At 62.6% G+C, this 26940-nt stretch carries 18 protein-coding genes; 6 read left to right on the top strand and 12 right to left on the bottom strand.

The features are described from left to right. The first annotated feature begins 30 nt into the window (after window positions 1-30). Complete coding sequence (locus tag AOC05_RS04635) at window positions 31-2151, top strand: Stk1 family PASTA domain-containing Ser/Thr kinase (protein WP_315899871.1); 2121 nt, start codon at window positions 31-33, stop codon at window positions 2149-2151. 200 nt (window positions 2152-2351) lie between these two features. Continuing rightward, window positions 2352-4673, top strand: a complete 2322-nt coding sequence (locus AOC05_RS04630) for an HNH endonuclease signature motif containing protein (protein WP_062006047.1) — start codon at window positions 2352-2354, stop codon at window positions 4671-4673. A 66-nt stretch (window positions 4674-4739) separates the two neighbouring features. Here the strand turns inward: AOC05_RS04630 and AOC05_RS04625 are convergent, their stop codons facing one another. Both AOC05_RS04625 and AOC05_RS04620 read right to left on the bottom strand, forming a co-directional pair. Next, on the bottom strand, window positions 4740-6137 hold the full coding sequence (locus AOC05_RS04625; RefSeq protein ID WP_062006045.1) for a class II 3-deoxy-7-phosphoheptulonate synthase: 1398 nt from the start codon (window positions 6135-6137) through the stop codon (window positions 4740-4742). Between the two features lie 101 nt (window positions 6138-6238). Next, window positions 6239-7147, bottom strand: a complete 909-nt coding sequence (locus AOC05_RS04620; RefSeq protein WP_082357770.1) for a lysophospholipid acyltransferase family protein — start codon at window positions 7145-7147, stop codon at window positions 6239-6241. Between the two features lie 181 nt (window positions 7148-7328). Here AOC05_RS04620 and AOC05_RS04615 point away from each other — a divergent pair, with 181 nt between their 5' ends. Further along, window positions 7329-8078: an alpha/beta hydrolase gene (locus AOC05_RS04615; RefSeq protein ID WP_062006043.1), complete on the top strand. Its 750-nt coding sequence runs from the start codon at window positions 7329-7331 to the stop codon at window positions 8076-8078. Then, window positions 8068-8607 carry a hypothetical protein gene (locus AOC05_RS04610; RefSeq protein WP_062006042.1) on the top strand — a complete coding sequence of 180 codons (540 nt, stop codon included), beginning with the start codon at window positions 8068-8070 and terminating at the stop codon, window positions 8605-8607. Before AOC05_RS04615 ends, AOC05_RS04610 begins: the two co-directional genes overlap by 11 nt. 11 nt (window positions 8608-8618) lie before the next feature. Here AOC05_RS04610 and AOC05_RS04605 read toward each other — a convergent pair whose 3' ends face one another. Then, window positions 8619-9686, bottom strand: coding sequence for an ROK family protein (locus tag AOC05_RS04605; RefSeq protein WP_231687179.1), 1068 nt, complete (start codon window positions 9684-9686; stop codon window positions 8619-8621). A gap of 199 nt (window positions 9687-9885) precedes the next feature. Between AOC05_RS04605 and AOC05_RS04600 the strand changes: the two genes are divergently transcribed. Beyond that, on the top strand, window positions 9886-11700 hold the full coding sequence (locus tag AOC05_RS04600; RefSeq protein ID WP_062006040.1) for an AMP-dependent synthetase/ligase: 1815 nt from the start codon (window positions 9886-9888) through the stop codon (window positions 11698-11700). On the opposite strand, the gene AOC05_RS04595 is transcribed toward AOC05_RS04600, so the two are convergent. From AOC05_RS04595 to gcvP, 3 genes are all read right to left on the bottom strand, one after another. After that, window positions 11697-13088 (bottom strand): MinD/ParA family ATP-binding protein, encoded by a 1392-nt coding sequence (locus AOC05_RS04595; protein WP_082357767.1) that lies wholly within the window; start codon window positions 13086-13088, stop codon window positions 11697-11699. The genes AOC05_RS04600 and AOC05_RS04595 overlap by 4 nt on opposite strands. Window positions 13089-13218: 130 nt before the next feature. Continuing rightward, window positions 13219-16617: a pyruvate carboxylase gene (locus AOC05_RS04590; RefSeq protein ID WP_062006038.1), complete on the bottom strand. Its 3399-nt coding sequence runs from the start codon at window positions 16615-16617 to the stop codon at window positions 13219-13221. A gap of 240 nt (window positions 16618-16857) precedes the next feature. After that, on the bottom strand, window positions 16858-19644 hold the full coding sequence (gene gcvP, locus AOC05_RS04585; protein ID WP_335337610.1) for an aminomethyl-transferring glycine dehydrogenase: 2787 nt from the start codon (window positions 19642-19644) through the stop codon (window positions 16858-16860). A gap of 225 nt (window positions 19645-19869) precedes the next feature. On the opposite strand from gcvP, the gene AOC05_RS04580 reads away from it, so the two are divergent. Beyond that, window positions 19870-20706 carry a ParA family protein gene (locus tag AOC05_RS04580; protein ID WP_062006036.1) on the top strand — a complete coding sequence of 279 codons (837 nt, stop codon included), beginning with the start codon at window positions 19870-19872 and terminating at the stop codon, window positions 20704-20706. Between the two features lie 66 nt (window positions 20707-20772). Here the strand turns inward: AOC05_RS04580 and AOC05_RS04575 are convergent, their stop codons facing one another. The 6 genes from AOC05_RS04575 to AOC05_RS04550 form a co-directional block, all read right to left on the bottom strand. Further along, a complete protein-coding gene (locus AOC05_RS04575) occupies window positions 20773-21366 on the bottom strand; it encodes a MerR family transcriptional regulator (RefSeq protein ID WP_062006034.1) in 594 nt (197 codons plus the stop codon). Window positions 21367-21623: 257 nt separating this feature from the next. Beyond that, on the bottom strand, window positions 21624-22115 hold the full coding sequence (locus tag AOC05_RS04570) for a bifunctional nuclease family protein (RefSeq protein WP_062006032.1): 492 nt from the start codon (window positions 22113-22115) through the stop codon (window positions 21624-21626). Continuing rightward, window positions 22115-22768, bottom strand: coding sequence for a MerR family transcriptional regulator (locus AOC05_RS04565; RefSeq protein ID WP_231687219.1), 654 nt, complete (start codon window positions 22766-22768; stop codon window positions 22115-22117). The genes AOC05_RS04570 and AOC05_RS04565 overlap by 1 nt, the downstream gene beginning before the upstream one ends. A gap of 119 nt (window positions 22769-22887) precedes the next feature. Beyond that, complete coding sequence (locus AOC05_RS04560; protein ID WP_062009372.1) at window positions 22888-23358, bottom strand: FHA domain-containing protein; 471 nt, start codon at window positions 23356-23358, stop codon at window positions 22888-22890. 112 nt (window positions 23359-23470) lie between these two features. Next, complete coding sequence (gene gcvH / locus AOC05_RS04555; RefSeq protein WP_062009370.1) at window positions 23471-23857, bottom strand: glycine cleavage system protein GcvH; 387 nt, start codon at window positions 23855-23857, stop codon at window positions 23471-23473. Between the two features lie 283 nt (window positions 23858-24140). Next, window positions 24141-26762 carry a LuxR C-terminal-related transcriptional regulator gene (locus AOC05_RS04550; protein WP_157374903.1) on the bottom strand — a complete coding sequence of 874 codons (2622 nt, stop codon included), beginning with the start codon at window positions 26760-26762 and terminating at the stop codon, window positions 24141-24143. Between the last annotated feature and the right edge of the window lie 178 nt (window positions 26763-26940).

Here is a 26940-nt window from a genome sequence, read left to right as displayed (position 1 = left end):
TTCACCCAATAGGATTGAATGGTGCAAGATGTGCCTAACGACCCCTTGATCGGGTCCACAATCGATGACCGCTACCTGGTGCTTTCCAAGGTGGCGCGCGGTGGCATGTCCACCGTCTATCTCGCCAAAGACGTGCGGCTGAACAGAAACATCGCGCTAAAAATCCTCCACCCCCATCTGGCCACCGACAACGCCTTTATCGAGCGGTTGCAACGCGAGGCGTGGAGTGCCGCCAGCCTGTCGCACCCCCACGTGGTGCAGATTCACGACCATGGCGCCGGGGCCGCCCACGCATATCTGGTGTTGGAATACATTGACGGGCACACACTGCGCGACGTCATCAACAAAGAACACGCCCTGACTCCGCGGCAGGCCCTTGACCTGCTTGACCCCATTGTGGAGGGACTCGCGGCTGCCCATGCGGCCGGGCTGGTCCATCGGGACGTGAAACCGGAGAACGTGCTGATTTCCCGCAGCGGCTGGGTGAAAATTGGCGATTTTGGCCTCTCACGAGCCGTCACCACGACCACGAACACGGGGACACTTCTAGGTACCGTCGGGTACATCGCCCCTGAACTGGTCAATGGTGAGGGCGGCGACGCCCGCAGCGACATATATTCTGCCGGAATCATGCTCTACGAGTTATTGACAGGTGAACAGCCCTTCCACGGGCAGGTTCCCATCGCTGTGGCCATGGCCCATGTCCGCGATGCCGTTCCGGCGCCCTCCACCATCGTGCCGGGCCTGCCGGCAGAAATGGACGAACTGGTCCGCTACATGACGGAGAAGGACCCCGACAATCGGCCAGCCAACGGGGCGTCCCTCCTGGAGGACTTGAGGCATATTTGGGCAACCTTGACACCCGCGGAGCTTGACGCTGGCGGCTCGAAGGATAGTTCAGCACCGGAGTTTGCCGCTGGCCCGTCAGCGGCGGCTGACACTGCGGCCCTGACATCCGCCCTTGGCCGGGTAGAGGACCAAGCTGCTGGTACCGATGTCATCGAAATCTCCGGCGACTCCCGCGCCACAACTGTCATTACAGCACCCACCTATCCCACGAGTATCCTCCCTGCCAGCAGCCGCCTGTACGTGGATGACACAGAGTCTGCCGTGCCCGGCGTCGGCCCTGACGCCTTTGGTGACTACGACTCCGACGACGCCGCCTCTGGGCAGGCGCTTTCCAAGCGGGAGGCCCGCGCCGAGGCCAAGACGCGGGCCAAGGCCGCTGCGCAGCCAACGAAGACCCTGGGCACCGGACATCCCCGACGACGTGCCATCATCTGGGTGGCTGTGGTGGTGGTCCTGGGAATACTCGCAGCATTTGCCGGCTGGTTCCTGGCCTTGGGCCCCGGCGCCTTGGCGACCGTGCCCGATGTTCACAACAAATCCGTCACACAGGCCCAGAAGCTGCTGAACGAGCAGGGCTTTGAGCGACTCCCCACCACCGACGTCTTTGACGAACTAGTTGCCGCGGGAACGGTGGTGGACACGGACCCTGCCGCAGGTGCGTCGCAACGTAGGTTTCTCGGCGTGACCATGCACGTCTCACGGGGACCAGTGCTGTACAACGTTCCCCAGGTAGCTGGCAAGCCGTTGCCGGAGGCCACAACTGCCCTCACCGACGCACATCTGGCCCTTGGCACCGTCGCTGAGGCCTTCGACGAGAAGGTCCCTGCAGGCATCGTCCTGAGCCAGGATCCCCCGACCGGGACCGAGTTCCGCAACGGGACCAAGGTCAACCTTGCGGTCTCGAAGGGACCCACACCCATCCCTGTCCCATCGGTGGTTGGCAAGACCGACGCCGCTGCCAAGACGGCGCTGAAGGATCTTGGCCTCGTGCCGGCCATCGCCCCCGAACAGCTCAACAGTCCCACAGTGCCTGCCGGCTCCGTGCTCTCCCAGACCCCGGAATCCGGCAATCTCACAGCTGGCGGCACAGTCACCCTGACTCTGTCCAAGGGCCCCAAGATGGTCAAGGTGCCGGACATGGTGGGCAAACAGGCAGGCGCCGCTACCGCAGAACTCAAGGCTCTGGGCTTCAACGTTTCCGTGGAGAACCTCCTGGGCGGCTTCTTTGGCACCGTCCGTTTCCAGGACCCACAAGGCGGGGAAGCCCCCGAGGGCAGCATCATCACCCTAAAGGTCATCTAGATACGGGCATGTCACCTAGGCAGGGATGGGGTCTTTGGGCCTGGCTGATCTGTTGATTGACTGATCCGTTGCCAGCATTCCTTGATGGTTCCTAGGTGGCTTCTTGGTGGTTCCTCCACATGCTAGTAATTGTGGGTAGTTGTCCACTTTCTGGTATTAATCTTCTAATAGTGTCGGTGGGTGCCGGTAAAGTTAGGGGTATGGAAGCAACGGCAGGGAGGCCGGGGTATCCCGGATCCACAGGTAGCGGCACTGGTATTGGTGGGCACATCCACCAATTACTGGCCCTTGCCACGGCCCTAGCCCGAACGGCCACCCCGAGCTTTGCAGGCACCGGCCCCGCCACCGCTCCTGCCAGCATGGCTGAGGGGTCCTCGGGGGTCGGGCGGGCCCCGTTCGGGTTGGAGCTGGGTGCGCTCAGCGATACCGAGTCCATGGACTGGGCACAAACCCTCGAACATCTCTCCCGGCTCCTGGCCGGGCTGGGGGTGCAGGCCGCCGCGGACCTCGCGGACCGGGTCCGGGCCGGCCGGTACGACAAAGACGGCTTCCGGACCCCGGCAGAGCTACTGACCAGCTCCTTGAAACTGGGCCGGGGCGAAGCCCACCGCCGGCTCCGCCTAGCCGAGCACCTCCTGCCCGCCACCGATGGTTTGACCGGCACCATCACAGCCCCGACACAGCCGGTGCTCGCAGCAGCATTCTTTGCCGGAGACGTCTCACTCGAGCAGGCACTGATCATCTCTTCCTTCACCGACGAAGCCACCCACCTAGCCCAAGCCGGCCAGATCCCGGAAGGCACAGACCGGGAACTGGAGGAAACCCTCACCAGCTACGCCCTGGTAGAGCCCCCAGACTTCCTACGCCCCCTGGGCCTACAAGCGGTGAACCTGCTAAACCCCGACGGGCAACGCCCCACCGAGGGTGAACTATTAGCCAAGCAAGGCATCTTCTTCCGCCGCCCCCGCCGCGGACTGGTCGGCTTCGACGGCCATCTCACCATCCTGCAATACGAAACCATGCTGGCCAGCATCGACTCCGCCACCAACCCCAACCAACACACACCCATCAACAACATCAACCCCGACGGAACCAACGACGTCACAGAAACCGACAATGGTGCCGCAGGAACCAGCGGTGGCACAGGCAGCCACACACCCGCCCCGGAACCGCCACTACCGGGACAAATAGACATCACGGACTTCATCCGCACCAACCTCAACACAAACACGGGCACAGACGCAGACAACGGCGCTGGTGCTGATGCTGGCACCGGCAACTCTGGTGGTGCTGGTGGTGGTGTTGGCGGCATGGGCCCGGAGAGCTGGCCGCCACCCTCGCAGGGCCCGGCCCCGGCATGGGCATGCCCCGGCAGTCAGGAGCCCTTCACCACCGGGTGGGAACCCACCATCGATAACAACGAGGACTGGTCCACGATCCACGCACCCCACCACCCACCCAACAACCCTGGCGGACCTGACAACGGCGGCGGCCCTGACAACCCTGGCGGACCTGACACCACCCAGGACCGTGGTGCCCGTCCGTGGCCACACCTACTCAATGGCACCAGCGTGCCCGAACCCGGCAGCGAAGAAGACCTACCCGGCCTAGACCCCATCGATCCACACTCCACCGACCCAGCCGTAACCGACCGACGCACCCACGGACAAAAACTCCTCGACGGGCTCATCGACTGCCTCAAACTCGCCGCCCGCACCGGCCTACTCCCGATCACCGGCGGCCTCAGACCCCAAGTATTCATCAGCACCACCCAAACCGAACTCGAACGCAAGAACACCGCCGGGGAACCCCTGGGCATCGCCCTAGCCCCCTACAGCGGCCCACAACCCCTAGCCGCCTTCGCCGAAACCCTCTGCGACGCCGACATCACCGGCACCATCCTCGGCGACGGCAGCGAGATCCTCAACGTCGGCCGCACCCAACGCCTCTTCACCACCGCACAACACAAAATCCTGCTCGCCCGCGACCTCGGCTGCACCTTCCCCGACTGCACCAAACCCGGAACCTGGACCGAAGCCCACCACATCATCCCCTGGTACGAAGGCGGGGAAAGCAACATCAACAACGCCGCACCACTCTGCGGCCCCCACCACACCCTCACACACCAAGGCGCCTGGACCGTCCGCCTCAACCACGGCATCCCCCGCACACAAAACCCCACCAACCAAGACCACCAGAACCCGCCAGGCTCAATCACCGCGGGACATGCTCGACCACCAAAGACACACCCCATCACCAACGGCGGCGGAGCCGGTATTTACGTAGGCGACTTATTTGGAGACGCTAAGGCCGCTAGCTGTCGCGTGTCGGAGAGTCGCCGAGGGAATGTCAGCTCCGCCGCCGGGATCGTGACGGGCTCGGTCTCAACAACCACGGATCTCGACGCATTCGGTCCCGCCACGCTCGATCACGGACGATACACGGGCACAAAAGAAATAGGCCCGCGTCGGCAGACAACACCAGGGGGTGGGTGTCTCGACGCGGGCCAGGAACCTCAGTGAAGGCCCCGAATCTGCAACTGGTGGTGGGACCTCGCAGGTCGCGAGCCCGGCCACTGGCCACAGGTGTTACTTGGACTGGCTCAGGGCACCTGCCACGAGGAACGCCATTTCCAGGGACTGCTTGTGGTTCAGACGGGGGTCACACACGGACTCGTAGCCGGTTAGGAACGCTTCCTGGTCGATCGGATCCGCGCCGCCGAGGCACTCCGCCACATCATCCCCGGTCATTTCCACGTGCAGGCCGCCGGGGAAGGTACCCAGCGCCTGGTGTACCTCGAAGAAGCCGCGGACCTCGTCAATGACATCGTCAAAGTTGCGGGTCTTGTAGCCGTTGGGCGAGGTGACTGTGTTGCCGTGCATGGGGTCTGTCACCCACAGCACCTGAGCGCCGGAGGCGGTGACCTTCTCGACCAGGTTTGGCAGTTTCTCCCGAATGTTGTTGGCACCCATGCGCGTGATGAACGTCAGGCGCCCGGGTTCGCGGTTGGGGTCCAGCTTCTCGATCAGGCGCAGTGCATCATCCGGGGAGGTGTTGGGCCCGAGCTTGACGCCGATCGGGTTGCGGACACGGGAAAGGAACTCCACATGGGCCTGTTCCAGATCGCGGGTGCGTTCACCAATCCACAGGAAGTGTGCTGAGGTGTCGTACGGAAGGCCCGTGCGGGAGTCGATTCGGGTCATGGCGCGCTCGTAGTCGAGCAGCAGCGCCTCGTGGCTGGCGAAGAACTCTACAGTCTTCAAGGCCTCAAAGTCGGCCCCACAGGAAGCCATGAACTTGATGGCATTGTCAATGTCCTTGGCCAGCTTCTCGTAGCGGCTGTGGGCCGGGTTCGAGGTGAAGCCCCTATTCCACTCATGGACCGAGCGCAGGTCCGCGAAGCCGCCCTGCGTAAAGGCCCGGATCAGGTTCAACGTAGACGCCGAGGTGTGGTAGGCCTTGAGCATGCGGGCGGGATCGTGCTGGCGCGACTCGGGCGTGAAGTCATAACCGTTGACGATGTCGCCACGGTACGCCGGTAAGGTGACGCCGTCGCGGGTCTCATCGTTGGAAGACCGCGGCTTGGCGAACTGGCCCGCCATGCGGCCCATCTTGATCACCGGCAGCTGCGCGCCATAGGTTAGCACCACCGCCATCTGCAAAATGGTCTTGACGCGGGCACTGATCTTGTCCGCCGTGGCCGCCTCAAAAGTCTCGGCACAGTCGCCGCCCTGGAGCAGGAAAGCCTTGCCCTGGGCCGCCTGGGCAAGGCGGGAACGCAAAACGTCCACTTCACCGGCAAAGACGAGCGGTGGCAGTGTCGAAAGCTCCTTCACCACTGGGGCGAAAGAGGGCGAATCGGCCCATGTTGGCTGCTGGGCGATGGGCAGCTGGCGCCAATCGTCGAGGCCAGGGTATACGGCAGCACCGGGGACGGAAGGTCCGGCTGCGGGTGCGTGCTTTGCGGGAGAGGTTAGATCAGTCACCCTTAAAGACTAGCGTCATCCACGCACCCCTACTAACGCGTCCAAGTCATGAGATGAGGAGCTGTTGGGTGACTGTAGTGGGCGTTCGACGCCGGGGAACGTCAGGGAACTGCTGGTGGCACTTCACCACTTTCAACTGCTGTGCCAACCCCAAGGTCAGGGTCCACCAGCTCGTCTTCTACCTTGACCACGTCTGGCCTGAGTTCAACTTTGGCGCCGATTACGGTCACCGTGCCAGGTGCCACCGTCTCCGCCGGGTCAACACGCACCGCAGCTCGGGCCTTGCTTGGCTGCCCTGCGGACTTGGCCGCATCCTGCTTCCCAGCCTTTTCGGCGGCCAGTTTGTCCTTGACTGTGCTCGCATACGAGTCAACATACTCTTGGCCGGAGAGGCGCATGAGCTCATACATGATCTCGTCAGTGACAGAACGCTGCACAAATCGGTCATCCTGCAGGCCCTGGTAGCGGCTAAAGTCCATGGGTTCGCCAAAGATGATGCCCAGGCGGCGGATGTTCGGTATGCGCCGGCCAATGGGCTGGACCTTGTCCGTGCCAATCATGGCCACGGGAATGACGGGCACATTAGCGGTCAACACCAGCTTGGCCACACCCACCTTGCCACGGTACAGCCGGCCATCTGGGCTGCGGGTGCCTTCAGGGTAGATGCCAAGAAGTCCACCATTTTTGAGCACCTCGACGCCGGTGTCTAGGGAATTAGCCGACGCGGCACCACCTGAGCGGTCCATGGGTAGTTGGTTGGTCAGCTTAAAAAATGCGGCGGTCAGCCGACCCTTGATGCCACGACCTGTGAAGTAGTCACTCTTGGCCAGGAACACCACCGGGCGCGGAACCATCAGCGGCATAAAGATGGAATCGGAGAAGGAGAGGTGGTTGCTGGCCAGGACAGCCGGGCCGTTTGTGGGCACGTTGTCCAGGCCCTTGGTCCACGGTCGGAAGAGGACTTTCAGAACCGGTCCCAGAAAGATCTTCTTAAGCACCCAATAAATCACTGTAAAGTTCCTCTCCGGTGCCACCGATTGTAGCCAAGCGTGCCCATCGCGTTACCCCGCAATCAACGTATCAACAGTAGTCTAGTGAGGAAGGTAGCAACGAGCGTCCAAGACATGAGTTTTCGTCTCGGGACATATGGCCTTGGCACCGATACACTTTTCACGGCACTTTGGAGGGCTCATGACGACGGTGCAACCATTCCGCTCAGGCGGACACGGCAGTTTATCGCGGGTGGGCGTGGCAGTTTGCCACGGCTTTACAGGCTCCCCCATCAGCATGCGGGCATGGAGCGAGCACCTGGCCGAGCAGGGATTCGCCGTGAACATGCCGTTGTTGGCCGGGCACGGCACCACCTGGCAGGACCTGTCCAAGACTCCTTGGGAACACTGGTACCGGGATTTTGAGGCTGCGTATCTGGAACTTGCCGCCCGCTGCGACACCGTGTTTGTCGCCGGCATGTCAATGGGTGGGGCACTGTCGTTGCGGCTGGCCGCACATCACCTGGTGGCGGGGATCGCCGTGGTCAACCCCGGCCTGACCTTCAGTGACAACCGCGCCAAGTATTCCGGCTTCCTCAAACACATCATCAAGAGTGTGCCGGCCATTGGCGACGACATCAAGCTGCCCGGAGTCACCGAAGGCGCCTACACCCGAACACCGGTGGCCGCGGTGCATGAACTTTCTCAACTTTTCACCGATACCATTGCCTTGCTCCCCCAGGTCACCGCGCCTATCTTGATCTTCCGCTCAACCGTTGACCATGTGGTCCCGGACTCCAGCATGGACGTCATCCAGGCCAACATCGGCTCCGCGGAGATCAGCGTGGTGTCCCTGGGTAACAGCTACCATGTGGCCACCATGGACAACGACGCGCAGCAGATATTCGAGCAGTCGAGCGAGTTCTTCCGGAGGCACTCGCATGCACTCTGACAAGGGCCAGGAAAACACAGGCGCTGCCGGGAACGACGGCGATGAGGCGGTTTGGCGTGATCTGGTGGCCCGGCTCGAAGCCCCCGGGTTCATGGACCACAACTTAGAAGCTATGCCTGAGAAACCGCAGGCGTCCGGGCACAAGGGCGTGGTGGACTTTGATCCGCTGGAAGTGTGGCAAAACTCAAGCGCACCGGCGCCCCAAGAGGATGCCCCCCACCAGGGAACCCCGCACAACCCAACGGACTTTCCCACCGGACCGCGGGACTACGAGGCGCAGGACGCGGATGACTCATTTGTGCCGGAGGAATTGCCCAGCCTGGCCGGAACCGAGCCCGTCATCATGCTGTCCTGGATTGGCGCCGTGGGCGGACCTCTCTTCCTGGTCCTTACCGCCATCTTTTGGCGCGGGATGCCGCTTCTGGCCGTCACCGGGGTCATAGTGGCATTTCTGGCTGGCACCGGCTACCTGCTGTTCCGCCTACCCGCGAACAGGGACCACGACAGCGGCGACGGCGCCGTGGTCTAAGGGCCGCTGCTTCAGGCGGTGGTGCCACGCCCCGGCGCTGAAAGCCTCGGCACGCTGGGACCGTACCTGCGGTGGCCACCAAGACCCTTGAATCGACGCACCCTAGATAAGTCCGCAGCGCCAATCAACCCCGCCAAGGAGCCCAATTCCGCGCTGAGAATCTTCGCTTCAGGACGGAATCCCCTACCGGTAAGGTTTTTGGAGTAGGCCCTCCTGGCCGGGGCCAGCAAGAGCTCCCCCGCCGCACAGAGCCCACCTCCGATCACGAACAACTCCGGATCAAGGGCTGCTGCTAGATTGGCAATGCCCAGTCCCAGCCAGGCGCCCACCTCCTCAACAAGTTCGCATGAGGTGGCTTCCCCAGCCAGCGCAAGCGCGGTCACCACTGCCCCTGTGATGTCCTTGGCTCTGCCGTTGACGGCCGCTAACAGCTCGGTTGCCACGGGCGACTTTGCCCTCGCCAGCTCACGGGCCTCCCTGCCTAGGGCGTTGCCAGAGGCGTACTGCTCCCAACATCCACGGTTGCCACACTCGCAACGGTGCCCGCCAGGCATGATGATCTGATGCCCAAATTCACCGGCCATGCCAAAGCTGCCGCGCTCCACACGTCCATCCATGACAATGGCCCCGCCGATCCCGGTGCCCAGCGTCAGGGTGACCAGGCGGTGGTGTCCGCGCCCGGCCCCAAAACGCCACTCGGCCCAGCCAGCGGCGTCGGCGTCATTGACAAGCGTCACCGGACGCCTCAACAAAGACTCCAGATTCCCCCGAAGTGGTTCATTGCGCCAGGCCAGGTGCGGACTGAACATCACCGTCCCGCCGCCGAGGTCCATCCAACCAGCCGCGCCGATACCAACACTTCGCACGTCATGGCGTGAGCCCAGCTCGCGGACAAGCTCTGCGATGACCGCTTCCACTGCGCGCGGATCCCGGCCCGGGGTGTCCCGACGCAATTCTTCCCTGATACCGCCGGCGCCATCGACCACTCCGGCGGCAACCTTGGTCCCTCCAATGTCAATGCCAAGGGCCAACGCCCGTCCAACAGCGGGGCGGCCTGGAAATCGAAAGGTGGGGCTCAATACGCGCCGAGATTCTTGCATCTACGAATTCTACCGATCCGTGACCCGGGCCTGGGGATCACACCCTTGCAACAAATTGTCCCTGTGACACAAATAACATAATGTTACTCATGAGTAACATTCCGCCGCCTGTCCCAATTGACGTCGCCGGATAGAGTAATGCAAAGCCCTAGTGGCCTCACACATCGAAGGAGCCAGCGTGCGCGAGATAACCGTCCCAGCCCAAGTGGTTAGCCCACGGACCATGAACACCACAGACTTTGTGCTGCGGCAGGCGAAGTTGGCGAGCAACCCGGCCCTGTTCGCCCGACGCAATGCCGACAACGTGTGGGTTGACATCTCCGCCAAGGAATTCCATGCAGATGTTTGCGCCCTGGCCAAGGGCATGATCGCCTCGGGGATAAAGGTCGGAGACCGCGTCGGCATCATGGCCCGGACACGGTACGAATGGACACTGGTTGACTTCGCCATCTGGTTTGCCGGGGCCGTATCGGTACCGATCTATGAGACATCCTCACCGTCGCAGGTGGCGTGGAACCTCGGCGACTCGAAGGCTGTCGCGGTGGTTGTCGAGACTTCCAACCATGAGAACATCATCCGCCAGGCAGCGCATTCGGAAGATCTGACGGACCTGGCAAACGTATGGCAGATGGACCACGACGGGCTTGATGTACTCAGGGCGGCGGGCAAAGACGTCGGCGACGATGTCCTGGAGGCCGCCCGCTCTGCAGCGGGACTGGCGGACGTCGCCACTATCATTTACACCTCCGGCACCACCGGGCGCCCCAAAGGTTGCATGCTGATGCACCATAACTTTGTGGAACTGAGCGAGAACGCCATAGCAGTCCTGGGCAAGGACGTGATTCCCCCGGGCTCCCAGACCATCATGTTCTTGCCGCTGGCGCACGTCTTTGCCCGCTACATTTCGGTGCTGGCTGTGGCCTCCGGCGCCAAGGTGGGCCACACCCCGGACATCAAGAACCTCCTGCCGGACCTGCAAAGCTTCCAGCCCTCGTTCATCCTGGCCGTGCCCAGGGTCTTTGAGAAGGTCTACAACTCCGCAGCACTGAAAGCGGAGGGCGAGGGCAAGGGCAAGATCTTTGCCGCCGCCGCTCAGGTGGCCATCGACTACTCCCGTGCCCATCAGGACGGCAAGATCCCCCCAATCTTGAGGGCCAAGCATTTTGTGTTCGACAAACTCGTCTACGTTAAATTGCGGGCAGCCATGGGCGGCCACGTCCGTCACGCCGTTTCCGGAGGCGGCCCGCTGGGGGAACGCCTGGGTCACTTCTTCCAGGGCATCGGCCTACAAATCCTTGAAGGCTACGGCCTGACCGAGACCACTGCGCCCATCACCGTCAACCGGCCAGCACGTATCAAGATCGGCACGGTCGGCGCGCCGCTGCCCGGCAATGCCGTCAAGATTGCCGACGACGGCGAGATCCTGGTCAAGGGTGTCTGCGTCATGAAGGGCTACTTTGGCCGTGACGACCTCACTGCCGAGTCTTTCGTCGACGGCTGGTTCCGCACCGGGGACATTGGCGAACTCGATGAGCAGGGGTTCTTGAAGATCACCGGGCGAAAGAAGGAAATCATTGTCACGGCCAGTGGCAAGAACGTGGCCCCGGCCATGCTCGAGGACCAGATTCGCGCCGATGCCATCGTCTCGCAGTGCCTTGTCATTGGCGACCAGCGCCCGTTCATCGCCGCCATCGTCACCATCGATGAAGAGGCCCTGCCGATGTGGGGCAAGCAGCACAACCTTCCAGCCGGAATCACGGTTGCCCAAGCCGCCCTGAACCCGGTAGTTCTCGCCGCGGTCCAAAACGCCGTCGACAAAGCCAACTCGACGGTCTCCCACGCTGAAGCCATCAAGGCCTTCCGGATCGTGGATAGCGACTTCACCGAGACGTCCGGCCACCTGACCCCGTCACTGAAGGTCAAGCGAGCCCAAGTCCTGAAGGACTTTGACACAGTGGTGGACGAAATCTACCTGGCCAACAAACCCGCTTAGTCCTTCAGCAGCTCCGTCACCACGAGGGCCGCCAGCTCCTTGACGGCAACCCTCGTGGCCGGGCGGAGTTTCGCCAACTCCACCCGTGAACCTTCAGCAAGATGCTTGTCGTACGGGATGCGCAAGACGTTTCGTACGCGGGACTTGAAGTGATCCTCAATCTGGGTGATGTCCACCTGTGTCTCACCGCCTGACATGTTGATGACAACGATGGCGTTCGCCACCAGATCGTGGCGTCCGTGCGCCTCCAGCCAGGACAGCGTTTCAGAGGCGAGGCGCGCCTCGTCGACGCTACCGCCGGAAACCAACACCACGGTGTCGGCCTTCTCCAAGGTCCCCTTCATGACCGAGTGCACCATGCCGGTGCCTGAATCCGTGAGCACAATTGAGTAAAATTTGCTCAAAATATCGGTCACGGCGCGATAATCGGAATCGTCGAAGGCCTGCGCCACCGTCGGATCAGTGTCGGAGGCTAGCACGTCCAGGCGGGATCCGTCACGTGCCACATAGTCCGAGAGCTGCGAAAAAGTACTGACGCTGAACCGGTCCCGCACCAGGTTTCGTGCAGTGAAATCGGCGCTTCCGGGAGACCTGTCCGAGAGCGTTCCACGGTCAGGGTTGGCATCCATGGCGATAACTCTGTCCTCACGCGTGTCCGCCAGAACCATGCCCAACAACGTGGTGACAGTGGTTTTGCCCACGCCGCCCTTGCGCGAAAGTACCGGCACGTAGCGCGTGTGGTCACCCAGACGGGAGGCAATCAAACTGTCCTGGGAACGCTCCAAGCGAACCTTGTCCGAGTCGCCCACATTCAATGCCCCAAATGTGATTTGGTACAGCAAACGACGCCAGCCACTCACGGGTGGCGCGGCAACCTTCGTCAGGAGCCTGTCGCTGGTCAGTGCCGCAGCAGGCTCGGGCCCATCACTGCGTTGCCGGCGGGGGCTGCCGCCCTGGGTTCCGGGCTGCTCTGCAGGTTCCCACGCCACGAAATCGGGGGTACCCGCCTGGTCGGCGGCGGGGACGCTTGGGGCGCTCACGGGAGCTGCCGGCGTGTTGGGAACGGACACGGTGGCAACGGACACGATCGGGGCAGCAGCTGCAGGCTCCGGGCGCGGACCGGCCGTATGGGTCGGCATCTCCACCTGTGAAACGGCCTGGACGGCCCCAGTGAAAGCCGGGTCGGTGGAGACGTCGGCAACAGGCAGGACCACCACCAATTCCTCGGAGGCAGGCGCCTGAACATTGTCCGCTGCAGCGTTCGCTGCTGCCGTCTTTGCCGTATTCTCCGCTTCGTTCTCCTCAGCCGTGGTGACTGCCGTGGCTGGCTCAGCGTCCACCCCCTCACCCTTGGTGGGACTGTTCGTCTTGCTGGTCTTTTGCGCCATTTTCCCACTGCCTCGATAGCTACGCCAAATACCGCCGCGGCCGGAAAAGTGATTTTCCGGCCGCGGCGGCGCTTATTTAATTTTCAGTTTAGCGCAGACATATGATAAAGACACTGGGTTGCAGGGTGATCTAGGCCTCCATGACAACCAGCAGGTCCCCTCCTTGCACTTGGGCTACACCGCTCACGGCAAGCCGGGAAACGGTGCCTGCGACGGGCGTCGTAATGGAGGCCTCCATCTTCATGGCCTCGATCGTCGCGACCGTGGCACCGGCTTCAACCACGTCACCAACAGCAACCTTGACGCTGACGGCTCCTGCGAACGGTGCAGCCACCTGTCCCGACACGCTCGGATCTGCTTTCTCCGCCGCCTTGACGGTGCTTTCAATACTACGATCGCGCACACTGACGGGGCGACTTTGGCCGTTGAGCGTGCACATCACGGTGCGCATGCCCTTTTCGTCGGCTTCCGAGACAGCCTCCAGTGAGGCGATCAGGCGCACCCCCGGGCCCAACGGCATCACATGTTCGGTGCCGCGCTGGAGCCCGTACAGGTAGTCGCGGGTGTCCAACACCGACACGTCACCGTACGTGTCACGAACCTTGGCAAAGTCACGCGCAGGGCCGGCAAACAGCAGCCTGTTCAGGGCGGACCGTCGCGTGGCACTGTCCGCAGCAAGCTCGGCACTGTCCTCGGCCGTCAGTTCCCCGATGACCCTGACCACGTTACGCCCCTGCAACGCCTTGGTGCGGAAAGGTTCGGGCCAGCCACCGGGCGGGGTGCCCAGCTCGCCACCCAGGAAGCCCACCACGGAATCGGGGATGTCATAGTTTTGCGGATTGGCTTCAAAGTCGGCAGGGTCCGCCTTGATACCCACCAAGTGCAAGGCCAAATCACCCACCACTTTGGACGACGGCGTGACCTTCACCAGGTGCCCGAGGATTCTGTCGGCGGCCGTGTACATGTCCTCAATTTCCTCAAAGCGCTCCCCCAGTCCCAGGGCGATGGCCTGCTGGCGTAGGTTGGAGAGCTGCCCGCCGGGGATCTCGTGCTGGTAGACGCGCCCCGTGGGGCCGGCCAGGCCGGATTCGAACGGGGCGTAAACGCGGCGGACGGCTTCCCAGTAGGGTTCCAGTGAACTGATTGCGGCCAGGTCGATCCCGGTGTCGCGCTCTGTGTGTGCCAGGGCTGCCACCAAGGCCGAGGCCGAAGGCTGGCTTGTTGTGCCGGCCAGGGATGCGGAGGCGACGTCGACAGCGTCGACCCCGGCATTGATCGCGGCCATGAGCGTGGCGAGCTGCCCCCCTGCAGTGTCATGGGTGTGTAGGTGGACGGGCAGCTCAAAGCGCTCGCGCAGGGCGGTGACCAGCTTTGCGGCGGCGGCTGGGCGAAGCACGCCTGCCATGTCCTTGATGGCCAGGATGTGCGCGCCGGCGTCGACGATGCGCTGGGCCAGTTCCAGGTAGTACTCAAGCGTGTAGATCTTCTCCGCCGGGTCCAGGAGGTCCCCCGTGTAGCACAATGCCACCTCGGCTACCGCAGTGCCGGTAGCGCGGACGGCCTTGATGGCCGGCTCCATCTGGTCTACGTCGTTGAGGGCGTCAAAGATGCGGAAGATGTCAATGCCGCTGGCTGCAGCCTCCTGCACAAAGGCGTCCGTAACCTCGGCCGGGTACGGGGTGTAGCCCACTGTGTTGCGTCCGCGCAGCAGCATCTGCAGGCAGACGTTGGGCAGTGCAGCGCGGAGCTTGGACAGGCGCTCCCAGGGGTCCTCACCCAGGAATCGCAGGGCCACGTCGTAGGTCGCCCCACCCCAGGCCTCCACCGAGAGCAGCTGCGGGGTCAGCGTCGATACGGCGGGCCCTGCTGCGGTCAGGTCCCTGGTGCGCACGCGCGTGGCCAGCAGTGACTGGTGGGCGTCGCGGAAGGTGGTGTCGGTGACGGCGACGGGCGTTTGGGCTCGCAGGGCTGCGGCAAAGCGTTCCGGGCCCAGCTCGACCAGCTTCTGGCGCGAGCCCTCCGGGGCGTCCGCAAGGTCGGCTGCGGGCAGCTTGCTGGCGGGGTCCTCATGTACGCGCAGCTCGCCGTGAGGCTTGTTGACGGTGACGTCGGCCAGCCAGGTCAGCAGCTTGGTGCCACGGTCAGCGGACACCCGCGCCTTGAGTAGTTCGGGGCGTTCATCAATGAACGACGTCGCAACGTCCCCCGCAATGAACGCCGGATCCTCCATGACGGCCTGCAGGAACGCAATATTGGTGGAGACGCCGCGGATGCGGAACTCTGCCAGGGCCCGGCGGCTCCGTGAGACGGCGGAGGCGTAGTCGCGGCCACGGCATGTGAGCTTAACCAGCATCGAGTCAAAGTGCGGGCTGACTTCGGCGCCTGCGTAGATGGTACCGCCGTCCAGCCGGATGCCGGCGCCGCCTGCGGAACGGTACGTGGTGATTTTTCCGACGTCGGGGCGGAAGCCGTTGGCCGGGTCCTCGGTGGTGATGCGGCACTGCATGGCTGCACCCTTGACATGGACGGTGTCCTGGCTCAGTCCAAGGTCGGCCAGGGTTTCCCCGGCGGCGATACGCAACTGGGCCTGAACCAGATCGACGTCGGTGATTTCCTCGGTGACGGTGTGTTCCACCTGGATGCGCGGATTCATCTCAATGAACACGTGCTGGCCGGCCCGCTCCCCCACGGTGTCCACGAGGAACTCGACGGTTCCGGCGTTCACGTAGCCCATGGCCTTGGCGAACTTCACCGCGTCGGAGTGCAGTGCCTTGCGGATGTTTTCATCCAGGTTCGGTGCGGGCGCAATCTCCACCACCTTTTGGTGGCGGCGCTGCAGTGAACAGTCACGCTCAAACAGGTGGATGACATTACCCTCGCCGTCGGCCAGGATCTGGACCTCGATGTGGCGCGGTCGCAGCACAGCCTGTTCCAGAAACATGGTGGCATCACCGAAGGCGGCGTCTGCCTCGCGCATGGCGGCGTTCAGTGCCTCGGGAAGTTCCTCCCGAGTGTCCACGCGGCGAAGTCCACGGCCGCCACCACCGGCGACGGCCTTGGCGAAGATCGGGAAGCCGATTTCCTCTGCCGCGGCGATGAGGGTCTCAGGGTCCGAGCTTGGTTCGCTGGACTTCAACACCGGGATGCCAGCCTTGCGGGCCGCATTCAGGGCGTGGAATTTGTTGCCCGTCAGCTCCAAAACTTCGGCGGGCGGTCCTACAAACGTGATGCCGGCGTCGCGGGCAGCCGCGGCCAGGCCGGCGTTTTCTGAGAGAAAACCGTAGCCGGGGTAGATGGCGTCGGCACCGGATTCCTTGGCGACGCGGATGATCTCGGCAACGTCCAGGTAGGCGCGGACCGGATGGCCCTCCTCGCCGATCAGGTAGGCCTCGTCCGCCTTCTGGCGGTGGAAGGAGTTGCGGTCCTCGTGCGGGAACACGGCAACAGTCTTCGCGCCAAGCTCGTAGCTGGCACGGAAGGCGCGGATGGCGATTTCGCCGCGGTTGGCAACCAGAATTTTGGAAAACATGTCACTCCTATGTGAACGCTGGCTTGGCGGTCCCACTGCTGCTAAAACAGCAGATGGATCGGTAAGAATGATGCTGTTATGCCGCAAAGAATGTGCACTCTTCACAGCGCCGAAGTTGACGCTCAGAAAATATAAAGTGGTGCCAGTCTCGCTGCACCACACTGATGACACCAAATGATGTGGCACAACTCACCGGCGGTGGCGTAACAATGCCCGTCACGTCGGAGCTCACACCCTTAATCAGAATACTTCGGCGAGTTCCTCGATGGATGGGCAGGAGCAGACTAGGTGGCGGTCGCCGTAGGCCTGGTCAATGCGGCGCACGATCGGCCAATACTTTGCGCGCGGGTCCACTCCGGCCGGGAATACAGCGTCTTCACGGCTGTACGGGTGGTCCCAGTCCTGTGTGAGGCACTGGGCCGTGTGCGGGGCGTTGACCAGCGGGTTGTCATCGGCCGGCCAAAGGCCGTCCTGCACGGCCGAAATTTCCATGCGGATGGAGATCATGGCGTTGATAAACCGGTCGATCTCGCCCAGGTCCTCCGATTCGGTGGGCTCCACCATCAGCGTGCCGGCCACGGGGAAGGACATGGTGGGGGCGTGGAAGCCGTAGTCGATCAGGCGCTTGGCCACATCGTCCACGGTGACACCGGAATCGGCGGTGATACCGCGCAGGTCCAAAATGCACTCGTGCGCCACCAGGTCGTGCGCACCGGTATACAGCACCGGGTAGTGCTCGCTGAGGCGGCGGGCAATATAGTTCGCGGACAGGATCGCGGTTTGGGTGGCCAGGCGCAGACCCTCCGGACCCATCATGCGGATGTAGGCCCAGGAGATCGGCAGGATCGACGCCGAACCGTACGGTGCGCTGGAGACCAGGCCCACGGAGGTCTCGAGCCCCAGTTCACGGGCCGGCAAATGCTTGGCCAGGTGGACGCCGACGGCGACCGGGCCCACGCCGGGGCCGCCACCGCCGTGCGGGATGCAGAAGGTCTTGTGCAGGTTTAGGTGGGAAACATCCGCACCGAACTTGCCCGGCTGGGCCAGCCCGACCAGGGCGTTGAGGTTGGCGCCGTCGACATAAACCTGGCCACCAGCGTCGTGGACCATGGCGCAGATGGTGCTGATGGAGGTCTCAAACACGCCGTGGGTGGACGGGTAAGTGACCATGATGGCGGCCAGCCGGTGTTCGTGGACGGTGATTTGGCGTTTGAGGTCATCGATGTCGATGTTGCCGAAACCGTCGGTGGCGACGGCCACCACCTTCAGCCCCGCCATGACGGCGGAGGCTGCATTGGTGCCGTGGGCCGACGTAGGAATCAGCACGATGTCGCGTTCCGGGTTGCCGTTTTCCACATGGTAGGCGCGGATGGCCATCAGTCCCGCGAATTCGCCTTGTGAGCCGGCGTTGGGCTGCACCGAGACGGCGTCGTAGCCGGTGATCTCGGCGAGCCAGGACTCCAGCTGCGTGGCCATTTCCACGATGCCCACCGTGTCCGACGCCGGTGCGTACGGGTGCAGCGTGGAGAATTCGGGCCAGGTCACGCCCGCCATTTCGGCGGTTGCGTTCAGCTTCATGGTGCATGAACCGAGCGGGATCATGCCGCGGTCCAGCGCGTAGTCCGCGTCGGAGAGCTTGCGCAGGTACCGCAGCATCTGCGTCTCGGAGTTGTGCGCGTGGAACACCGCGTTGCCCATGTAACCGGTGGCCCGGACAGGTGTGGGGAGAACGACGGCGGACGCGTCGGGTGCCAGTTCCAGCGCCGTGGCACCGAGCAGGCCAGCTAGCGCGGCGACGTCGGCCTCGATGGTGGTCTCGTCGACGGCGATCTGGATGTGTCCGTGGTCAACCTGGCGCAGCAAGTAGCCGGCGCTGTGGGCTGCAGCCACCAGCTCGGCTGCGGAGTGGCCACTGCCGGCGGCAACAGCGATCTTGACGGTGTCAAAGTAGTTGGCGTGGACCACGGTGTGGCCCGCTGCCATAGCTGCCTGCGCAACAGACTGGGCCATGGCGTGGACGCGGCGTGCGATCTTCCGCAACCCTTCAGGTCCGTGGTAGACGGCGTACATGCCGGCCATCACCGCCAACAGCACCTGGGCGGTGCAGATGTTGGAGGTCGCCTTCTCGCGGCGAATGTGCTGCTCGCGGGTCTGCAGCGCAAGGCGGTAGGCCTGGTTGCCGGCAGCATCCTTGGACACGCCCACCAGGCGGCCCGGCAGGGACCGTTCGAGACCGGCACGCACCGACATGTAGCCGGCGTGCGGGCCACCAAAGCCCATGGGCACACCGAAACGCTGGGAGGAACCCACGGCCAGGTCAGCCCCGAGCGCACCGGGAGACTCCAGCAGGGTCAGTGCCAACAGGTCCGCGGCGACGCCCACAACAGCCTTGCGGGCGTGCGCCGCCTCGATGATGGGGGCGATCTGGCGGATCCGACCGGAGTCGCCAGGGTACTGCAGCAAGACGCCGAAGCACTCGACGTCAGGGAGTTCGGCGTCGAAGTCGTGGACGAGCACGGGGATACCCATGGCCTTGGCCCGGGTGTTGATGACGGCTAGCGTCTGGGGGAACACATCGGCGTCAACTAGGAAGACGGCGTCGGACTTGGCAGTGCGGTTGGTGCGGCGCATCAGGGCCATGGCCTCGGCGGCAGCCGTGCCTTCATCCAGCATGGAGGCGTTCGCCGTGACCATGCCGGCCAAATCGGAGACGACTGTCTGGAAATTCAGCAGCGCCTCCAAGCGTCCCTGGGAAATTTCGGGCTGATACGGGGTGTAGGCCGTGTACCATGCGGGGCTTTCGAGCACGTTGCGCTGAATCACGCCCGGCGTATGGGTACCGTAGTAGCCTTGTCCGATGAAGGACTTATTGACGGTATTTTTTGCCGCCAGCGCTTTCAACTCCACCAGCATGGCCTCTTCTGAGACGGCTGCCTGCAGGCTCAGCGGCTCAGTGATGTAGATCGATTCCGGCAACGCCGCCACCGAAAGCTCCTCCAAAGAGCCAAATCCAAGGGCGCTCAACATATGATGAACGTGGGGCTGTGTACTAACCCCAATGTGTCGATCGGTAAATGCCGCCGACACGAAACTGTTTGAGTGCTGGCTGCCGGTCAATTTGTCTGGGGTGTTTGTCAATGGGTTCTCCAAGTCGCGAACGTTCCACAGCTATTGTAGGGGCAGGGGCAGCGCTCACAGAATAAGCAGAGCGCCCAAGATTTCAGTACGCAACGCAAAGGTTATGGTTCTTCCGTGCAAGTAGTCAGCATCAGCAGCCTCAAAGGCGGCGTCGGCAAGACGTCGGTCACCCTTGGCCTGGCATCGGCAGCACTGGCGGCGGGTATCCCCACATTGGTGATCGACCTGGATCCGCACGCCGACGCCACCACTGGCCTGGGCGTCAATGCCACCGGCCAACTGAACATTGGCCAGCTGATCAAGGGCGCCCGCAAGGCAGATCTGGGCGCCAATGTGGTTCCCAGCGGCTGGCTGGCAGCCCACCAGCACGACGGCGGCCCCTCCCCTATTCTCGACGTGGCCATGGGCTCTGCCTTCTCCGGCATCTATGACCGCCCCGACCTTGGCAAACGGGATCTGCGCCGCCTCTCCACCGTCCTGGCCAATGCCGACCGTGACGGCTCGGCCCCGTATCAGCTGGTCCTCATTGACTGCCCACCGTCGCTCAACGGCCTGACCCGCATGGCCTGGACGGCCAGCAGCCGGGTGTTGCTGGTGGCCGAGCCTGGTCTGTTTTCAGTGGCGGGCACCCAGCGCACCCTGCGTGCCATCGAGTTGTTCCGCAGCGAGTTTGCCCCGTCACTGGTGCCTGCCGGCATTGTGGCAAATCGGGTCCGCAGCGGCTCCAACGAACACACGTACCGGTTGGCGGAGATGAAGACCATGTTTGGTGAGTTGTTGCTCTCCCCCACCATCCCCGAGCAGGCCAACTGGCAGCAGATCCAGGGTGCCGCCCATCCGATCCATCAGTGGCCCGGGGAGTCGGCCAAGAACTCCTCGGCCCTGTTTGACAAGCTGCTGGACTCGGTCCTGAACCAGGGCACCACCCGCAGCCGTCTCTACCGCGGATAGGGCACGCAACAGCGCCCCGTGCCTCCCAAACTTTCAGGGTGTACGGGGCGCGTTTTGCCTAAAGTGCTAGGAAATCTTCCGTTCGGCGCGGCGCTTGCTCAGCTCGTCACCGGGAAATGTCTGAACGGGTGCGTGTTCACTGGGTAGCGCAGCCAGGCTGCCTTCCACCTCTCGCCACACCCGGCCCACGGCGATGCCAAAGACCCCCTGGCCGCCTTGTACCAGGTCGATGACCTCGTCGGCGGAGGTGCATTCATAAACGGAGGCGCCGTCGCTCATCAAAGTGATCTGGGCCAAGTCCTCCACACCGCGTTCGCGCAGGTGCTCCACCGCGGTACGAATCTGCTGAAGGGACACCCCCGTGTCCAGAAGGCGCTTGACAACTTTCAAGACCAGGATGTCGCGGAAACCGTAAAGCCTTTGCGAACCGGAACCGGCGGCGCCGCGCACGGCGGGCTCAACCAATCCGGTACGGGCCCAGTAGTCCAGTTGGCGGTAGGTGATGCCAGCGGCTTTGCACGCCGTGGGGCCGCGGTAGCCGGCGTCTTCGTCAAGAACCGGCAAATCCTCGGTGAACAACAACCCCTGCGCACCAGCCGACAAGGCGGTGCTGGGGACAACGGCAGGCTTGAGCTCGCCGGCGTCATTCTTCGGACTCACGTGGATCCTCCTGTTCAAAGTTCCCTGATAGGAAAGTGCTTCGCTGCCCGGCAGGACACCACAAGGGGTGTTGGGTTTAGGCTCCCAACCTCCAGTGTGGCCGCAGTCGTCACGGCTTGCAATGGGGAACTGATTACTTCGACGTTAGAGCGGTGCGGGACCAAGGTCAAAGACGCTTGCACAACAATTTTTCGTGTCGAAAGTTTCAGCCTCAGGTTTAACGTTAGGCGCGGGCGAAAATGCGTGGAATTTGGAGCCTAGTTGTCGAAATCTTCGGGTTCAACGTCATTGAGGAACTCCCTAAACTGGCGAACTTCACGTTCCTTCGCCTCATCCTCGCCGGCATCCTCGTCGTGGTCGGCGATGATGACGCCAGCCTCCTCGACAAGGGCTTCCGAGGCCCAAATACTGGCGTCCGCACGTTGCGCGACCGCAATGGCATCCGAAGCCCGGGAGCCAACGGTGGTGCCGTCGTCGAACACCAACTCAGCATAAAACACGCTGTCTTCAACCCTGGTCAAGTTCACACGCACCACACGATGCCCCAGGGCGAGTACTACCGCGCACAAGAGATCGTGGGTCAGCGGGCGGGGGGACACCACACCTTGTTCAGCCAGCGCGATGGCGGTGGCTTCAGCGGCACCAATCCAGATGGGGATGTGGCGTTCACCAAGCCGTTCTTTCAACAGAACCAATGGCTGATTGGAGGGCATTTCTATGCGAACCCCCACGATCTGGACCTGAATCATTAGCCTTCCATCCCCGAAATCCTGGCATAAACCAGTGCACTGTGCAGGCTCAGACAAAGCTCGGCGATCTCGCGTGCAGCCTCCGCGGCCCGGGCCGCCGACGTGCCATCCTTGCGCGAGGACAAGGGCGCAACAGCACGCTCGACTAGTCCAAACTCCCGCTCTGCAGCGGCTTGGAAAGGGCGCAAATGGCGCGGCTCCAAACCGTGGGCGGCCAGGTCAGTGCAGACCTTGGCCACGCGGAGGGCGTGGTCGTCAAAGAATCCGTCGCGCAGTTCTACCAGGCCGTAGCTGATCATGGCCTCCAGCATCTGGGCGCTGGCACCACATTCGGCCCGCAACTGCTCAGCGGTCAGCGTCCGTGACCGTCCCTTGTGGGCAGACGCCAGCTCATCGGAAACCATGCGGGGGGCGATGGAGACCCCGGGCGGCAAATTTTGGGGTGTCTGGCCCTGGTCAATGGCGTCCAAGTACTCCCGGATGACTTTCAGTGGCAGGTAGTGATCGCGTTGCAGGGCAAGGACAAACCTCAGTCGCTCGACGTCGGCCTCACGGAATTGGCGATAACCGGCGGCCGTTCGCTGGGGAGAGATCAACCCCTTCTCTTCATAGAACCTGATCTTGGAAGCCGTCACGGACGGAAAGTCCGACATCAATTGCGAGAGGACCTCACCGATATTGAAAATGGCGCCCGCACTGGTTCGCCGGTTGGTGGACTGGACATCCACCAACCGGCGATCGGCGCTTTGGTTCATACTTGCCACGTGTTACCTCAGGACTTCGCGGCGTTTGCGGAACTGAAGTAATACGTCAGGCGGAATTTCCCGATCTGCACTTCGGCACCGGTTTGGAGCTGGATTGAATCAACGCGGTCACCGTTGACATAGGTGCCGTTCAGGCTGCCTGAATCGGTGAGTTCAAAGCCACCTTCAATCCTGGTGAACTGCACATGCCTGCGCGAGACTGTCACGTCATCGAGGAAGATGTCAGCGTCCGGGTGCCTGCCTACGGTTGTCACATTGCTATCGAGCAAGAACCTGGCGCCACTGTTGGGACCGGCATGAGCAATGAGCAGGGCCGACCCTGAGGGAAGGGAATTGACGGCGTTTTGCTCATCAACGGCTAAGGAAGGTGCCGGGGTTTTTCCGGAACCCGTTGACGGGAGCTGGATCGACGTCGTGTCTGAGGCGCCCAGCTGATCGTGGGAATCCGCCTGATCATTAACCCCGGCGCTGTTACCCATGTCAACCATTGGTGTTCCTCCTGAACATCGTTATTGAAAAAAGTTGTGCCATCAAAAAAACTAGTTGTCCTCGCTGAAAAAGCGCTGAGACATCAGCTGTGATGCACGTACCTTAGCTTACCTTTTCTTGGTACTGCGTTGCGCTGAGCAAAGCACCGTAGCTGGCGGTGTCGGTCAAGGCAATCTCAAACAGCCAGCCGGCTCCATAGGGATCGGAGTTGATCAGTGCCGGATCGGTGTCCAGAGCCTCGTTGCGGGCGCTGACCTTGCCTGTCAGGGGTGCGTAGATGTCACTGACACTCTTGGTGGACTCCACCTCACCGACCACGGTGTCTGCGCTGACATCGGCGTCTGTTTCCGGCATTTGCACATAAACCACGTCGCCGAGGGCGTCCTGGGCGAAATCGGTAATGCCAACCCGAACCACACCCTCTGCGTTGGGGACGGATACCCACTCGTGCTCAGCAGTGTAGGACAGTTCTGCGGGAATATTGCTCATGGTGGGGCCTTTCATTCGTTCCTCGCCACTGGCGGGATTTTGAAGGTTGAAGTAAAACCAAAAACGTGGTCAGTGAGTGCTGTTCCCAACGGCCAACTCCAGTCTTTAGGGTGAAATCACTATTGACAAGTCGAACGGGCTTTCGGGTGCTGCGCTCTTGAGCCTGCCGGACCTGACGACGGTGTGTGTTGTATGGAACCACCACATCAGCTAGAGAAACGCTGTCCATCTGGAACGCTGACGGTGCGAACTGGTTTGGCAGCGGTTCACCGATCTCCGCTTTCTAATGTACCGAATTCTTCGCGGGCACGCCCGGTGTGGCACGGACCAAGGCGTTGGCCAGGTCCGCTCTGCGTGTCACGCCCAAACGACCGAACAGGTGCGCAACGTGAGTATCTACCGTGCGCACGGAGATGGTGAGCTTTTCGGCAATTGAGCGGTTCGCCATCCCCGAAACTACCAAGGCTGCGATTTCACGTTGCCGTGCTGTCAGCGCAACCCTAGACGGCACGCATGGGATCCACACCCCGGTGGCGTTCAGCGCAGACACCGCCAGGGCAATCACGCCCGCATCCTCGCCCAGCAGGGCGCGGGCATGGGCCAGCATGGCAGCGCTCACCTTCCCCTCCGCACTGCGCGCCGCTTCTTCCAGCGCTTCCAGCGCCTCTAGCGGCACACGGCCATCGGATTCCGCTGCCACAACCACACACAAATGAAGTCCCCACAGGACACCGAGCCCATGGCCGTTGTCGCGGCACCACTGGATGAAGTCCGATATCTGGGTAGACAGGTCGGCATCGGCAAGTGACTTGCCCACCAGGAGGACCCGGTACCGGATTTCCATCTCAATGCTGCGGTTCATCCTCGTTTCCACCAGGCGGAACTCTTCCCGCGCTGTTTTGGCGTTATCAAGGTCGCCGTAATGGGCATACGCACAGGCCAGTCCAGCCCAGGCAAGCGGTTCCAAACCGGTGGGAGCGCCCCACGTGAATCGGGAAAGAGCGCCCCTGAATTCGGCGATGGCCTGATCCCATTGGCCAAAAGACAAAGCCGCATAGCCTGTGCCGGTTTGGTAGATGCCGGCGTCGTGGCGTTGTCTGGTGGATTCATCCACATCGGGAAAGAAAACGGCAAACGCCGGATTCCCTGCCCACAGCGCAGCCCAAAATCTGGCCGAAAGGACGGCCGTTCGCAGGGCCGGGAACGGTGCGTGCTCCGGGCCGATCCGTGCCAACGCCTGCGCGGCCAATTCCAAGGCCTGGACCGGTCTCCCAGCCTGGCCAAGGGCGTAAACATGCGTCGGGGTCAGCGTCAAGTTGGCCGGATGGTCAGAAGCTGCCAGGGCAGCATCGACCCCTGCCAGAAATTCCTCGTAGCGCCCGGCAAAGCCGAGCCGGGACAGTTGATCAACGGCGAGTGCATTTGCATGCTCTCCCAAGGGATCCAGGGACTTTTCCGCCGACGTCAAGACCTCCATCGCCGCATCCATGTCACCGCGATGGTACTGCCACAGATCCGCCATGATGCCCGCAGTCGCCACCACAACCGGCTCCGGAAGCAAACTACCAAAGCGCCCATGCTCTTGCACGGCAAGGACGTCCGCTTCCGCCAGCAGCGCGTCCCCGCAGTCCCTGTACGCTCTGGCGCGCAAAAGCAGCGCCTGGACGCGTTCGGCGTCGTGCATGGAGACATGGTCAAGGGCCAAGGTGGCCAGCTGTACAGCACGAAGCGGTTGGGTCATGGATTCGGCGGTTTCCCCGGCGAGCAACAGTGTCGACACGTCGGGCATGGCCTCACATTCAAGCGCCCAATCCACCCAGCGCAAGATCCCGGCCGGGCCCTGCGCGGGCAGTTCATGCTGGGGCAGGAGGCCAAAGAGCTGGCACTTGCGTTGCGGATACAGCAAGGAGCGCAGGGTTTCCGCGTATAGCGGGTGCCCCATCATCACGTTTTCCTGCGCGTTTCCGAGCCTGTCAATGACGATGAGCATCCTGTCCACAAGTTCGCGCAAAACACTGTCCTCTGCCATGGCAGAAATGGTTCGCAACGGCACGGATTCTGCCAACGCCACCAGGTCGACAACATCGCGTTGGGCCCCTGTGAGCGTGGTGATGTCCCGGGCGAGCAGGTCCGTCAACCGGCGATCCGCCCGCAGGGGTGCGGTCCATGTCAACGCGGTCCCGACAAATCTCACATCGCCGGCCTCCACAATCGAATACAGCAGTTCCCGTATATGCAGGGGGTTGCCCGCGGTGGTGAGCCAGAGCCTGTAGGCCATGTCATTGGAGGCAGGCTCCTCCAGTGCGCTGCGCAGAATTAGGCGCACAGACTCATAGCTCAGGGGCGCCAATTCCATTCGTTCCAGCTGGCCGTTGCGCCACAGGGTATCAATGGCTGCGGGCATGCCGGGCTTGTCCCTGACAGTGCCAAAGAGCCTGGCATGGCCTCCAGCCAGGACCATCCCCAACACCTTGGCGCTTTGCTCATCAAACAAGTGCAGATCTTCGGCGTACAGGACCGGTGGCAATCCTTCCGGTGCGGCGCCCAGGCCTTCAGCGACAAGTCCGGCCAGGCCCTCCAAGGTGGTGGGGAAACTGCCGGTCTCGTCCACCATGAAACCAAAGGTTGTCAGGGGTGTGCTGTTCTCATGCGGCAATGGCAGGCGGATGACCGATGACCGTACGCCACGGGGGCCACCGCCAGCAAGTGGGGTCTGGGCTTGGTAGGCCGCCACTGCGGCCGTAACGAGCGTTGACTTTCCCATCCCTGGCGGCCCGTCCACCACAACGCCGCCACTACTGGTTGTTAGCTTCTCCAACAGGATGCCAACCTCATGTTCGCGGCCCACAATGGGCCACCGAACGCGAGGCGGCAACGGTTGCACAACCGGATGACTTGAGACCACGGAGCGTTCCCCTTCATATGACAGCACCGATTCGGCAAACTTGTTGCACCCAGCGGATTCACGAACTAACCTTTTGGATGATGCTATAGAACATTTTTAAATTATCCGAACGCGGCGTTCCACAACAGTGGTGGATACACAAAAAAATGCCCTCCTCAGCGTGCCGGCTGTCGTTGGA

The organism is Arthrobacter alpinus (assembly GCF_001294625.1).
In the GTDB taxonomy this organism is placed as follows: Bacteria; Actinomycetota; Actinomycetes; order Actinomycetales; family Micrococcaceae; genus Specibacter; species Specibacter alpinus_A.
The sequence above is the reverse complement of the archived record's forward strand: the minus strand, read 5'-3'. Positions and strand labels throughout refer to the sequence as shown.